At 71.5% G+C, this 13,047-nt stretch carries 9 protein-coding genes and 1 pseudogene; 4 read left to right on the top strand and 6 right to left on the bottom strand.

Annotated elements, in window-relative coordinates:
- Window positions 1-765: 765 nt before the first annotated feature.
- Window positions 766-978 carry a hypothetical protein gene (locus ACYVOO_RS05925; RefSeq protein ID WP_461014576.1) on the bottom strand — a complete coding sequence of 71 codons (213 nt, stop codon included), beginning with the start codon at window positions 976-978 and terminating at the stop codon, window positions 766-768.
- Between the two features lie 181 nt (window positions 979-1,159).
- Between ACYVOO_RS05925 and ACYVOO_RS05920 the strand changes: the two genes are divergently transcribed.
- The 3 genes from ACYVOO_RS05920 to ACYVOO_RS05910 all read left to right on the top strand — a co-directional run bounded on the left by ACYVOO_RS05920 (window position 1,160) and on the right by ACYVOO_RS05910 (window position 5,301).
- Window positions 1,160-1,642, top strand: coding sequence for a MarR family winged helix-turn-helix transcriptional regulator (locus ACYVOO_RS05920; protein ID WP_461014575.1), 483 nt, complete (start codon window positions 1,160-1,162; stop codon window positions 1,640-1,642).
- Between the two features lie 132 nt (window positions 1,643-1,774).
- A complete protein-coding gene (locus tag ACYVOO_RS05915; protein WP_461014577.1) occupies window positions 1,775-4,282 on the top strand; it encodes an MFS transporter in 2,508 nt (835 codons plus the stop codon).
- Between the two features lie 182 nt (window positions 4,283-4,464).
- Window positions 4,465-5,301: a YceI family protein gene (locus tag ACYVOO_RS05910; protein ID WP_461014574.1), complete on the top strand. Its 837-nt coding sequence runs from the start codon at window positions 4,465-4,467 to the stop codon at window positions 5,299-5,301.
- A 252-nt stretch (window positions 5,302-5,553) separates the two neighbouring features.
- Here ACYVOO_RS05910 and ACYVOO_RS05905 read toward each other — a convergent pair whose 3' ends face one another.
- Window positions 5,554-6,429 carry a TetR/AcrR family transcriptional regulator gene (locus ACYVOO_RS05905; protein WP_461014573.1) on the bottom strand — a complete coding sequence of 292 codons (876 nt, stop codon included), beginning with the start codon at window positions 6,427-6,429 and terminating at the stop codon, window positions 5,554-5,556.
- 262 nt (window positions 6,430-6,691) lie between these two features.
- Here ACYVOO_RS05905 and ACYVOO_RS05900 point away from each other — a divergent pair, with 262 nt between their 5' ends.
- A complete protein-coding gene (locus ACYVOO_RS05900; protein WP_461014572.1) occupies window positions 6,692-7,276 on the top strand; it encodes a hypothetical protein in 585 nt (194 codons plus the stop codon).
- 185 nt (window positions 7,277-7,461) lie between these two features.
- Here ACYVOO_RS05900 and ACYVOO_RS05895 read toward each other — a convergent pair whose 3' ends face one another.
- From ACYVOO_RS05895 to ACYVOO_RS05880, 4 genes and pseudogenes are all read right to left on the bottom strand, one after another.
- Entirely contained in the window at window positions 7,462-9,006 is a 1,545-nt protein-coding gene (locus ACYVOO_RS05895; RefSeq protein WP_461014571.1) for an MFS transporter, read from the bottom strand.
- A gap of 161 nt (window positions 9,007-9,167) precedes the next feature.
- Window positions 9,168-11,354 carry an ArnT family glycosyltransferase gene (locus tag ACYVOO_RS05890; protein ID WP_461014570.1) on the bottom strand — a complete coding sequence of 729 codons (2,187 nt, stop codon included), beginning with the start codon at window positions 11,352-11,354 and terminating at the stop codon, window positions 9,168-9,170.
- Window positions 11,351-12,724: a bifunctional glycosyltransferase family 2/GtrA family protein gene (locus ACYVOO_RS05885; RefSeq protein ID WP_461014569.1), complete on the bottom strand. Its 1,374-nt coding sequence runs from the start codon at window positions 12,722-12,724 to the stop codon at window positions 11,351-11,353. Before ACYVOO_RS05885 ends, ACYVOO_RS05890 begins: the two co-directional genes overlap by 4 nt.
- Window positions 12,725-12,780: 56 nt before the next feature.
- Window positions 12,781-13,047: pseudogene (locus ACYVOO_RS05880) on the bottom strand (hypothetical protein); the annotation flags it as partial.

The raw sequence follows: 13,047 nt of genomic DNA, 5'->3' as shown, positions 1-13,047 counted from the left end.
AGCGTCCCGCTCGGCGAGGGGGCACCTCCCAGCGGTAGCTGGGGGAGGGTGGGCACAACCCACCCACCGGCCCGCAGCACGCCAACGAGACCCCAGGGGGCAATCGGGTAGGCGCACCCCTGCACCGGGGGTGTTGCGCGGGACGGTCGGCCCGTGAAGCGGGAACCGTAAGGTCCCGCGCTGGTTTTCGTGCCGCCGCACGCCATGGAGTCGGCCCCGGCCGACCCGGAACCGGATAGCGGGCCACCGGCGGGACGGGGACGGGGTGGGGTGTCCCCGCAGGTCGAGAAAGTCACCGGCCTAAAGCCGACAACGAGACCTTCACGCCGAGGAGACACCCCACCCCGGCACCGGACACCCCCCACCCACACACCCACAACCACGACCCGAGCCAAGAAACACGCGGCGCCAGCCGCGACGCACCGGTCCATAGGCCGCGCCGAAGCTACCGGCCCGCACCCGAAAACGGCGAACCGCCCCACACAGGGACGCCCCGCCGGGCGACGGCGCCAAAAAGTTGTGGGCAATCGTCCCGTGGGCGGGACGGGTGGGCACAACCCGTGCCACCGGCCCGCACCACGCGAACGAACCCCCAAAGGGGCACCCACAGCAGGCGCACCCCCACGAGAGACGCGCACCCCGTGTGGGCTTCACCCCGCACCCCGTGAAGGGGCACACCAGCGTGCAGGGGCAACCCTGTGTTTCCTTCCGCACCCCGCGAAGGGGAACCGCACCCCGCGAAGGGGACCCGTGAAGGGGCGACCCTTAAGCCAGGGCCAACCAAACCGCTCCGGCGATGACGACGAGGGCGACGATCACGCCGACGATCAGACCGACCCGCGGCCCCGCCTGCGCCCGCGGCGGCGCGGCCCGCCGCTGCGGCGCCTCCTCATCGACGAACGCGCGGAACATCTGCGTGCTGCCCGCGGGGTCCTGGTGCCCTTCGGGGCCCTGCGGTGACTGGGGGTTGTGAGCCATACGGCGAGACCTTAGCGAACCGCGGGGGCGGGATACAGCCCGGTCCCGGAGCCCGGCCGACTTGAGCCGGAGCACACCGAGACTTTGTTGATTGTTTGCCTCGCATGCCCGGAATCAACTTGCGTGCAGCAACTAACCGCTTCTATGGTTGCCCTAAGCAACAAAATCCTGGGGGTGGCGGATGGCCGCACGCAGTCAGTACGAGGAACTGGCCCGGCACCTGAGCGCCATCGGCGCCGTCAAACGGGAGATGGCGCGGGGTCTGCCCCATGACTGCCCGCCCGCCTCGGCCGCCGTGCTGATGCTCCTGAGCAAGTTCGGCGAGATGCGCACGGGCAGGCTGGCCGAGCTGATGGCCGTGGACATGTCGGTCACCAGCCGCCACGTGACCCACGTCGCAGAGCGCGGCTGGATCGAGCGCCACCCCGATCCGCAGGACGGCCGGTCCCGGCTGCTGCGGATCAGCGAGAACGGTCAGAAACAACTGGACCAGCTCTCCGAACACACCACGGAGATGCTCCAGCAGAACCTGCACGACTGGTCCGACGACGACGTCGCCCTGCTCAACGCGATGCTGGAGAAGCTCCGGTCGAGCTTCGGAGACTGCCGCACGCGCGGCACCCACAACGACACACAGAGCAAGATCCCCACCGCACGTCGCTGAGCACGCACGAAGGAAAGAAGAAGGAAGCGAATGGCCACGACCACACCACATTCCGGTGTGCAAGGAGCCGGGGCTGAAAGCGGGGCCAAGCACGCGTCGCACGCGCAGGCCAACTCCGCCGAAGCCGCGCCCATGACGCACCGGCAGATCATGGAGGCGCTGTCCGGGCTGCTGCTCGGCATGTTCGTCGCCATTCTGTCCTCGACGATCGTCTCGAACGCACTGCCCCGGATCGTCTCCGATCTCGGCGGCGGCCAGAGCTCGTACACCTGGGTGGTGACGGCCTCGCTGCTGACGATGACCGCCTCGACCCCGCTGTGGGGCAAGATGGCGGACCTGGTCAGCAAGAAGGTGCTGGTCCAGACGGCCATCGTCATCTTCGTGCTGGCCTCCGCGAGCGCGGGCCTGGCACACAACCCGGCGATGCTGATCACCTCGCGCGCCGTACAGGGCATAGGCATGGGCGGTATATCCGCCCTGGCCCAGATCGTGATCGCCGCGATGATCTCCCCCCGGGAGCGCGGTCGCTACACCGGTTACATCGGCGCGGTCTTCGCCGTCGCCACCGTCGGCGGTCCGCTGCTCGGCGGCGTGATCACCGACACCGACGCGCTCGGCTGGCGCTGGTGCTTCTACGTCGGCATCCCCTTCGCCGTCATCGCGCTGATCCTGCTCCAGAAGACCCTGCACCTGCCCGTCGTGAAGCGGAACGTGAAGGTCGACTGGGCCGGCGCCTTCTTCGTCGCCGCCGCGGCCTCGCTGATCCTCATCTGGGTCACCTTCGCGGGCGACAAGTACGACTGGATGTCCTGGCAGACCTACACGATGGTCGGCGGCACGGTCGTGCTGGCACTGATCTTCGTGCTGATCGAGTCGAAGGTCGCCGAGCCGATCATCCCGCTGCGGCTGTTCCGCAACCGCACCATCACCCTCGCCGCGCTCGCCTCGCTCTTCGTGGGCATCGCGATGTTCGGCGCGACGGTCTACCTGAGCCAGTACTTCCAGCTCGCCCGGGGCAAGTCCCCGACCATGGCCGGTGTGATGACGATCCCGATGATCGCGGGTCTGTTCCTCTCCACCACCATCTCGGGCCAGATCATCACCCGTACCGGCAAGTGGAAGATCTGGCTGTGCTCCGGCGGGGTGCTGATGACCGCGGGCCTCGGCCTGCTGGGCACGCTGCGCTACGACACCGAGTACTGGCACATGGCGATCTTCATGGCGCTGCTCGGCCTGGGCGTCGGCATGATGATGCAGAACCTGGTGCTGGCCACCCAGAACCAGGTCGCCCCCTCCGACCTGGGCGCCGCCAGCTCCACGATCAACTTCTTCCGCTCCCTCGGCGGTGCGGTGGGCGTCTCGGTGCTCGGCGCGGTTCTGTCCAACCGGATCTCGGACTACGTCGAGGACGGTCTGCACAAGATCGGCATGGACCACGGCGGCCCGACGGGCGGCGGAGGCAGCGCCATCCCCGACCTGGACAAGCTGCCCGGACCCATCCGGACGGTGATCGAAAGCGCCTACGGCCACGGCATCGGCGACATCTACCTGTACGCCGCTCCCGTAGCGCTGCTGGCACTGATCTTCGTCCTGTTCATCAAGGAAGTTCCGCTGAAGACCAAGTCGGGCCTGGACCAGGAAGCCTCCGGCGTCGAGCCCGCCCCGGCCCCGGCCGAGGCCGTCGCCGCGACCGCTCCCGCGCCCGAGCCCGCGCTCGTCGGCGCCGGTGCACCGGCCGGGCGGCACGCCCGCCACGCGGGGCAGCCCGACCTCACCCCCACCGCCTCGCACTCGCAGGAGCAGTACGGACAGCCCATGTCACAGACACAACCTCTCGGAGCGATGGCCTCCGCCGGTGCCGGAGCCGGACAGTCCGGCTACGGGGTCCGCGGGACCGTCCGGAACGCCGACGGTGTGGGTGTGGCCCGTGCCGCGGTCACGCTGATCTCGCTCAGCGGCCGTCAGCTCGGCCGCTCGGTCGCCCACGCGGACGGCTCCTACGGGCTGGACGCGCCCAGCGCGGGCAGCTACGTGCTGATCGCCGCGGCCGACGGCCACCAGCCCCAGGCCTCCACCGTCGTCATCGGCGAGGAGCCCCTGAGCCACGACATCCTCCTCTCGGGCACCAGCGGCCTGGCGGGCCTGGTCCGCAGCGCCGTCGACGGCACCCCCGTCGCGGACGCCATGGTCGTGGTCACCGACGTACGCGGCGAGGTCCTGGCCACCGGCAAGTCCGGTGAGCGCGGCGACTTCCGCTTCGAGGAGATGGTCACCGGCACCTTCACCCTCGCGGTCAACGCCCCCGGCTTCCGCCCCACCGCCCGCCCCGTCGAGGTCGACGGACAGGGCATCACCCGCGTCGAGATCGACCTGGCCGCGGGCTCCCGGGTCCAGGGCACGGTGCGCGCCGGGGCCGACCGCAGGCCGCTGCCCGACGCACGGGTGACCCTGGTGGACGCGGCGGGCAACGTCGTGGCCACCTCCACCACCGGTGAGGACGGCGCATACGCCTTCACCGACCTGGACTCCGGCGACTACTCGGTCATCGCCTCCGGCTACCCGCCGGTCGCCAACGCGTTGAACGTCGACGGGTCCGGCGTGGACGGCTACGACATCGAGCTGCACCACCCCGACGAGTAGCCAGCACCACACCCCAAGACCCCCCGGGCCGGAAGGCGCGCGAGTGATGCGAGCGGAGCGCGCGTCGACCGGCCCGGTCAGGGGAAGGCCCCGGCCCCCGCGAACTGGGAGCGCGGGCAGGGGACGGCCCGCACATCGCGGGGCCCGGGGCCGGTCGTGAAGCAAGAAGGAGCGAAAGACTGATGGCAGGCGCAGGAGCGGGCGTACGGGCGCAGATCCGCACTCGCGACGGTTGGGCGGTCCAGCACGCGGTGCTGACCGTGACCGACATGACGGGCACGCAGGTACTGCGTGCCGAGGCGGACGCCGAAGGCGTCGTACGCAGCGAGGAACCGCTGCCCGCTGGGGCGTACACGGTGATCGCGACCGCCATCGGCTACGCGCCGGCGGCCTCGACCGCGATGGTGACCGCCTCCGGGCGGGCCGACGTGGGCGCGCTGGTGCTGGCGCGGCAGGGCGGCGTCGAGCTGCCGCCGCCGGGTCCGTGGACCATCGACCCGATGCACTCGACGGTGGCGGCGACCGCGCAGCACCTGGGGATCACCAGCGTGCACGGGCGGTTCACCCGGTTCGGCGGGCGCATCGAGATAGCCGAGGACACCGAGAAGTCCACCGTCGAGGCGGCCATCGAGGCCGCCAGCATCGACACCGGCAACGAGATGCGCGACGGGCATCTGCGCTCGGGCGACTTCCTCAACGTCGAGGAGCACCCGCAGATCACATACCGCAGCACCGGCGTGGACACCGCGGGCGCCGACCGCTGGACGGTGCACGGGCAGCTCGCGATGCACGGCGTCGTGCGCGACGTGGACCTGGACCTGACGTACCTGGGGACCGGGCCCGACCCGTGGGGCGGGGTGCGCGCGGCGTTCCGCGCCACCGCCGAGCTGCGGCGCGAGGACTTCTCGATGAACTACAACCAGGTCGTCGCCGCGGGCATCGCCGCCATCGGCACCACCCTGAAGGTCGAGCTGGACATCCAGGCCGTGCAGGGCGAGTCGCTGCCGTTCGCGGGCTGAGCGGACGCGTGCCGTTCGCGGGCTGACGTGGCTGACGCGGGCGGCTAGGCCGTGTCGTCAAAATAGCGTCGTTCCGCCCGCTAGGGCGGTGTGGGGCGGGGTCAGGTGCGTGCAGATGCAAGGCGAAGGGAGGAGAGCGCCGGGGGCACCTCCCAGCCCGCAGGGCCTGGGGGAGGGCTGCGCCGACGACTGACAACGCGGCAGATGTGCGTGCATGGCCCCGCCCCACAGACGAAATTTTGACGACACGGCCTAGGGCCGCTGGGCCGACTGGGCCGGTTGAGAGGGACCGTGCGGGTTTTCCGCGCGGTCCCTCGTCGTGTGCGTGGCGACGGTCAGCGCGTCCATGCCCGCGAGGATGCAGTCCAGCGCGACGGTGAAGTCGCGCTCGCGCATTTCGTGCACCGTGCTGCCGCCGCCCTGCTCCATGAGGCGCAGGGAGTCCTCGTACTCGGCCCGGCCCTCGATCTTGCCGTAGACGGTGGAGAGATACTCGTCCGCGCTCAGCCCCGCCGCGCGGCAGCGGCCGTTCCAGCTCGCCTCGGTGGTGCTGTAGCCGTAGACGAACTGGAAGAGCGCGGCCATCGCCCCGGTGAGCTGCGGCGCGGGCAGGCCCGTGCGCCGCATGATGCCCTGGGCCGCGTGCGAGAAGGCCATCGCGTGCGGGCCGATGTTGAGATAGCTGCCGACCATCTGGGAGACCCAGGGGTGGACGTTGAACAGGCGCCGGTACTCGTAGGCGAGATGGCGGAGCTGTTCGCGCCAGTCGGCTTCGGTGTCCGCGGGGTCGGGGAGGTCCAGCTCGCCCTCGGCCGCGTCCATGGCCAGCTCCAGCAGGTCGTCCTTGCTGTCCACGTACCAGTACACGGACATGGCCGTGACACCCAGCTCGGCGGCGAGGCGGCGCATCGAGAACTTCGCGAGCCCGTCCGCGTCGAGCAGGCGCACGGCGGCGGCCGTGATCTTCTCCCGGTCCAGCCCCTCGGGCTGCCCGGACTGCCCGTGCTGCTCCCGGGTCCCGCCTCCGCCCGCGCCCGCGCCCGTGCCCTTGCGCTTGGAGGCGGGACGTTCCTCCAGCCACACGCTGGTCCGCGGTGGACGGCCGGTGCGGGTGTCGGAGGATGCCATGACGCGCACTCCTTCTCGGGGGAGATCGGGGGGGGGCGGGAGGGGTGAACGGACCAGTGAATTCCGGGCGTTCACCTCTTGACTCTAAGCCGTGCGCGGCACAGCCCCTAAGCCGTGCGCCGTCCGTGTCCCGGAACGTACTTCACCGCTTGTCGACTCCCGTGTAACGGCCGTGTCCTGGGAACATGGGTCATGCAACTAACTCGGGTGACGGGTGTGTCTGGGTAGACAGACAACCTCCCCCCGCACAAAGGACGACACCATGCGCGCTCGGAAGATATCGATGCTCACCCTCGCCGCCGTGGCGGCCACCCTGTCGCTCACGGCCTGTGGCCCCGATGGGACCGGCAACGCGTCGTCCTCCGCGCCCAGCTCCAGCTCGTCGGCCGCCGCCAGCACCTCGCCCGACGCCGCCACGACCGACGCCGGCTCGAAATCGGAGAGCACCCCGGCGTCGGGCACCCCCGCGAAGGACGGGGTGAGCTGCACCGACCAGGTCGACTACGCGGGCGACCCCCGGTCCAACGCCACCATCAACAGCATCGGCGACAAGACCGGCCACTGCCCCGACCCGCAGAACAGCGGCACCGCCAAGCCCGACAAGAGCTGCACCGACCAGATCAACTACGCGGGGGACCCGAGGTCCAACGCCACCATCAACAGCATCGGCGAGGAGACGGGCGAGTGCCCTGACCCGCAGAAGGCCGACACCCCCAAGGGCACCCCCGCCGACCCCGACAAGAGCTGCACCGACCAGGTCGACTACGCGGGCGACCCCCGGTCCAACGCGGTCATCAACAGCATCGGCGACAAGACCGGCTACTGCCCGCCGGTCGAGGGCCAGTGACTCTCTCCGGCACCGCCGCTCCGGCCCTGACGGCGTGACACCGTGACGGCGTGACACCGTGACACCGTGACGCCATGACGACGGCCGCCGCGAGCCATGAGCCGCGGCTCGCACCGTGGCGGCCCGCGCCGGTCGACCAGCCGGGACCCGACGGGCGGAAGCACGGCCGCCCCCGAAAGGCTCGGCTAATCCGCGCGCCCCAAGGCGCGCCCCCGCTCCGCGCGACTCAGCAGCAGCGCGGCCAGGAGACCGCCCGCGAGGACGGCCGCCGCTCCGGCCAGTTGGGCCGTCTCGATGCCCCGCGCGAACGCGTCCGCGACGGCCGCCCGCTCCCCTCCCGTACGCGCCGCGGCCACGGCGGCCGGCAGCGAACCGGCCCCCGCGAGCGCGGCGGGCAGCAGTGCGGTGAAGCGGGCGTTGAGCACCGCGCCGAGCACGGCGACGCCGAGCCCGTTGCCGAACTCCATGAGCGTGCCGTTGATCCCGGCGCCCACCCCGGCCTTCTCGGGCGGTATCGCGGACATGACGGCGTTCGCCATGGCGGGCATGGACAGCGCGATGCCCGCGCCCATCACGACGAGGCCCGTCAGCAGCCCCGCGTAGCCGTCCGGCGAGGCCAGCACCGCCACGCAGGCGAGCCCAGCCGCCAGCAGCCCCATCCCGGCCACGATGGTGCGCGGGGTGCCCAGCGCGGCCAGCACCCTGGCGCCGACGCCGGAGAAGTTGAGCAGCACCGTCGTCAGGGCGAGCGGTGCCGTGTGGAGACCGGCGCTGAGCGGGCCGTAGCCGAGCACGAGCTGGAGCTGCTGGGTGAGGAGATAGAGCGAGCCCGCCATCCCGAACGCGACGAGGATGCCGCCCGCGACGGCGCCGACGAAGCGGCGGTCGCGGAAGAACCGCATGTCCAGCATGGGGTGTTCGACGCGCAGCTCCCAGCGCGCGAACCCCGCCAGCACCGCCGCGCCGACCAGCGCGGGCAGCAGCACCCGCGCCGAGGTCCAGCCGTGCACCGGGCCCTCGGTGATCGCGTAGACGACCCCGACCATGCCGACGGTCGACAGCACAGCGCCCACCAGATCCGGCCGCTCCCCCGCGCCGCTCCGCGACTCGGGCACCAGCCTGGCGACCGCGAACAGGCCGACGGCCACGACGGGAAGGTTGACGAGGAAGATCGCGCCCCACCAGAAGTGGTCGAGCAGCACCCCGCCGATCAGTGGCCCCGAGGCGAAGCCGAGCGAACTGACCGCGCCCCAGATGCCGATGGCCTTCGCCCGCTCGGCCTCGTCGAAGACCTGCATGACGACGGCGAGCGTCGTCGTCATCAGCAGCGCGCCGCCCACGCCCATCCCCGCGCGCGCCGCGATCAACTGGGCCGAGGACTGGGCGAGTCCGGCGGCCAGCGAGCCGACGCCGAAGAGCGCGAGCCCGGCGAGGAGCATCCGCTTGCGGCCGTAGCGGTCGGCGGCGTTGCCCGCGGTGAGCAGCAGCCCCGACTGCACCAGCGCGTACGCGCTGATCATCCACTGGGTGTCCGTCGTGGACGCGTGCAGCTCTCTGGTGAGGGAGGGCAGCGCGACGTTCAGCACCGTGTTGTCGAGCAGCACGGTGAGCTGCGCGAGACATACGACGCCGAGGATGAGCCAGCGGCGCGGGTGCGGGCTTGTAAGGGGGTGACGGTGCGGGTGCGGTGTGCTCGCCGCGGAGTCCGCGCGCGGTGCGTGCTGGGTCAACAGGGCTCCTCTCGTACGGCGTATAACCGGGACGCTCTACACCGTACGGGAGCCGTGCGCGACGGGAAACCCGGTTTTCCGCCGAACGCGCGTCAGGACCGGTCCCCTGGAGGGGTCCGGCCCTGACGTCCGACGTGTTCCGTGCGACGTGTCGGGGTCGCTCAGCTCTTCTTCGTCAGGTCGTAGAACGTGGCCTGGCCGACGGTGACCTTCTCGTAGTGCTTGGTCACCCAGGAGCTGATCTCGGACGCGGTGCCCTGGCCGCCGCCTGGGCCGCCCTGGGAGCCGCCGATGAAGTAGTGGATCTTCCCGTCCGCGACGTACTTCTTGAACTGGGCGAGGGTGGGGCTCGGGTCGCTGCCGTTGAAGCCGCCGATGGCCATCACCGGTTTTCCGGTGGCCAGTTGGTAGCTGGCCGCGTTCTGCGAGCCGATGGCCGCGGCTGCCCAGGTGTAGTCGTCGGCGTTCTCGCTCAGCCTGGACTTGGCCTTGGCGCTGACGGAGGCGCCGTTGAGCAGTCCGCCCATGCCGCCACCCATGCCACCGCCCATGCGGCCCTCACGGGCTCCGGCGCCGCCGGGCATGCCCTGCCCCTGCTGCCCCTGGCCCGGACCGCCCTTGCTCTGCTGGCCGGGCTGGCCCTGACCCTGAGCCTGACCGCCCTGGCCCGGCATCCCCTGCGGGGGCTGGCCCTGGCCCTGGCCGCCCTGACCCGGCATGCCGGGCGGGCCGCCCCGCATCCCACCGCCGCCAGCGCCACCAGGACCGCCGGGACCGCCCATGCCGCCCGGCCCGCGCCCCGACGAGGGGCCCGCCGTGATGATCGAGCCCGTGTGCGGGGTGTCCACGGTGCTGAGCGTGTACGCGACGGGCCCCGCGACCGAGGCCGCCAGGCCCAGCGCGGCGACGCCGACACCCACTCGACGGGGCAGTCGCGAGAGCCCCAGCAGCGCGAGCGCCGCCACGGCACCGGCGGCGAGCACGGTCCAGCGCAGCCACGGCAGCCAGTCCCCCGCGCGGTCGAGCAGCACGTACGACCACACGGCCGTGACCGCCACCGTCAGCGCGAGCGTCCCCGAGGCGAGGAGGTGCGCGCGACGTCGCCACAGCAGCACCGCGCCCATGGCGACGAGCGCCGCGATGTAGGGGGCGAGGGCGATGTTGTAGTACTCGTGGAAGATCCCGGACATGAAGCTGAACGTCGCCGCCGTCATCAGCAGCGCCCCGCCCCACAGCAGGAACGCGGCGCGTTCGCCGTCCGTACGGGCCGCCTTGCGCGTCACCACGAGGCCCGCTGCCAGCAGGATCAGCGCGGCGGGCAGCAGCCAGGAGATCTGGCCGCCCATCGACTCGTTGAACAGCCGCCCGATGCCGGTCTCGCCCCAGCCCCCACCGCCGCCGGGACCGCCACCGGGACCGCCGCCCCCACCGGGGCCGCCACCGGGCGCACCGCCGCCGACACTCCCGGTCTCGTTGCCGGTGATACGGCCGAAGCCGTTGTAGCCGAAGGTCAGCTCCAGGAAGCTGTTGGTCTGCGAGCCGCCGATGTAGGGCCGCGATGCGGCGGGCCACAACTCGGCCAGCGCCACCCACCAGCCGCCGCTGACCACCATCACCAGCCCCGCCAGGGCCAGTTGCCCGATACGGCGCGGCAGCCGGGCGGGCGCGCACACCACGTAGACGAGTGCCAGCGGCGGCAGGATCAGCCACGCCTGGAGCGTCTTGGTCAAAAAGCCCAGCCCGAAGCAGAGCCCGGCGAAGAGCAGCCATTTGGTCCGCGCGTCCTCCAGCGCCCGCTGCACGCCATACAGCGCCGCGACCATCAGCAGACACAGCAGCGCGTCGGGGTTGTTGAAGCGGAACATCAGCGCCGCCACCGGGGTCAGCGCCAGCAGGGCCCCCGCCAGCAGACCGGCGGCGGGGCCGAAGCGGCGGCGGACGGCGGCGAACAGCACCGCCACCGTGCCCACGCCCATCAGCGCCTGGGGCACCAGGATCTGCCAGGAGCCCAGCCCGAACAGCCGCACCGACAACCCCATGGGCCACAGCGCGGCCGGGGGCTTGTCCACGGTGATCGCGTTGCCCGCGTCCAGCGAGCCGAACAGAAACGCCTTCCAGCTCGCCCCGCCCGCCTGCGCGGCAGCAGAGTAGAAGGAGTTCGCGTAACCGGACGCACCCAGCCCCCACAGATACAGCACCGCGGCGACGACGAGCAGGCCCCAGTACGCGGGCCGCTCCCAGCGGGGCTTCACCGCACGCGCGCCCGCCGCGTCCGTGCCGTCTGTTCCATCCGTTCCGTCCCGGTCGGCACCGAGCGGGGGCCCGGCCGGGTGAGTGAGGGTGGTCATGCGGAGGTGCGCTCCTTGTCGGTTCCGTCGGCGCGGGACACATCGCCGTACGCGCTGTCGCCGTGGTCCTGGTGAATGCCCTCGGCGGTGTGGCCGCCGTCCATGCCCTGCCCCTGCTCGTGCTTGGCGGAGAAGACCCAGGCGCGGAAGAGGACGAACCGCAGCACCGTCGCCGCCAGATTCGCCGCCACCAGCACCGCCAGCTCCGTCGCATGCGAAGCGCCCGGACTCCCCGCCGACAACGCCGCCAACGACCCACTCGTCAACGCCAACCCGATCCCGAACACCACCAGACCCTGCGCCTGATGCCGCACCACCCGCGACCGCCCCCGCACCCGGAACGTCAACCGCCGATTCGCCGCCGTGTTCACCACCGCCGACAACAACAACGCCACCGCGTTGGCCGCCTGCGCCCCCACCCCCAACCGCAACAGGGAGAACAGCACCAGATACAGCAGCGTGCTCACCACACCCACCGCAGCGAACCCCACCAACTGCCGCGCCAGACCCCCCGGCACCCCCACCACCCCACGATCCCGCGGATCATCACCGAACGGCCGCGCCAACCGCCCCAACGGCAACGCACCCGACGCCAGCGCACGCCCCACCCGCCACACACCCCGCAGGTCCTCCAGCGCCGTGGCCACGATGTCCACCCGCGAATCCGGATCATCCACCCAGTCCACCGGCACCTCATGAATCCGCAGCCCCGCCCGCTCGGCCACCACCAACAGCTCCGTGTCGAAGAACCACCCCGAATCCTCCACCAACGGCAGCAACCGCTCCGCCACCTCACCCCGCACCGCCTTGAACCCGCACTGCGCATCCGAGAACCGCGCCGCCAGCGACCCCCGCAGAATCAGGTTGTACGAACGCGAGATCACCTCCCGCTTCGCACCCCGCACCACCCGCGAACCCCCCGCAAGACGCGACCCGATCGCCACATCCGAATGCCCCGAGATCAACGGCGCCACCAACGGCAGCAACGCGTTCAGATCCGTCGACAGATCCACATCCATATACGCCCGCACCGGAGCATCCGAAGCCCCCCACACCGCACGCAGCGCCCGCCCCCGCCCCTTCTCCTCCAGCCGCACCGACTCCACCTCGGCGAACTCCCCCGCCAGCCGACGCGCCACCACCGGCGTCCCGTCCGCACTCGCGTTGTCCGCCACCGTGATCCGGAACCCGTACGGAAAGTTCCCCGACAAGAACGCGTGCAGCCGCCGCACACACCCCTCCAACCCCGCCTCCTCGTTGTAGACGGGGACGACGACATCCAGGACCACCCCTCCTGACGAGGCGGCGGGCACATGGCGACGGGCGGGAAGCGTGCTGGTCAGCGCTCCGGCATGAGTGTCTGTTCGCATGCCCCAGAGGCTCGCGAAACGGTCTGTCAGCGCCTTGTGGTGAAGCTGTGCCCCAGCTATGAGTTCCGGCGCACGCCGCGCGCGCTGTCCGAGCCCGCGCCCATGCCGGTGCCGGTGTCCGTGTCCGTCGCGCCCATGTCCGTCGACGCGTCCGAGCACGCGCCCGTCTCCGCGCCCGTATCCGCACCCGCACCCGTGGCGACGTCGGCGTCCGTCCCGTCCCACGCTGGGAGGCCCACCGTGAACACGGTGCGGCCCGGGACGCTCTCGACCTCCACCCGCCCCCCGTGCGCACCCACCACAGCCCGCACGATCGCCAGCCC

The sequence above is a fragment of the Streptomyces daliensis genome (assembly GCF_054782395.1).
This window is presented reverse-complemented; position numbering and strand designations above follow the sequence as displayed.

Excerpts from the sequence above, each read along its gene's own strand:
- ACYVOO_RS05925 (WP_461014576.1), bottom strand. The coding sequence starts at position 978 with ATGGCTCACAACCCCCAGTCACCGCAGGGCCCCGAAGGGCACCAGGAC.
- ACYVOO_RS05920 (WP_461014575.1), top strand. The coding sequence starts at position 1,160 with ATGGCCGCACGCAGTCAGTACGAGGAACTGGCCCGGCACCTGAGCGCC.
- ACYVOO_RS05915 (WP_461014577.1), top strand. The coding sequence starts at position 1,775 with ATGACGCACCGGCAGATCATGGAGGCGCTGTCCGGGCTGCTGCTCGGC.
- ACYVOO_RS05910 (WP_461014574.1), top strand. The coding sequence starts at position 4,465 with ATGGCAGGCGCAGGAGCGGGCGTACGGGCGCAGATCCGCACTCGCGAC.
- ACYVOO_RS05905 (WP_461014573.1), bottom strand. The coding sequence starts at position 6,429 with ATGGCATCCTCCGACACCCGCACCGGCCGTCCACCGCGGACCAGCGTG.
- ACYVOO_RS05900 (WP_461014572.1), top strand. The coding sequence starts at position 6,692 with ATGCGCGCTCGGAAGATATCGATGCTCACCCTCGCCGCCGTGGCGGCC.
- ACYVOO_RS05890 (WP_461014570.1), bottom strand. The coding sequence starts at position 11,354 with ATGACCACCCTCACTCACCCGGCCGGGCCCCCGCTCGGTGCCGACCGG.
- ACYVOO_RS05885 (WP_461014569.1), bottom strand. The coding sequence starts at position 12,724 with ATGCGAACAGACACTCATGCCGGAGCGCTGACCAGCACGCTTCCCGCC.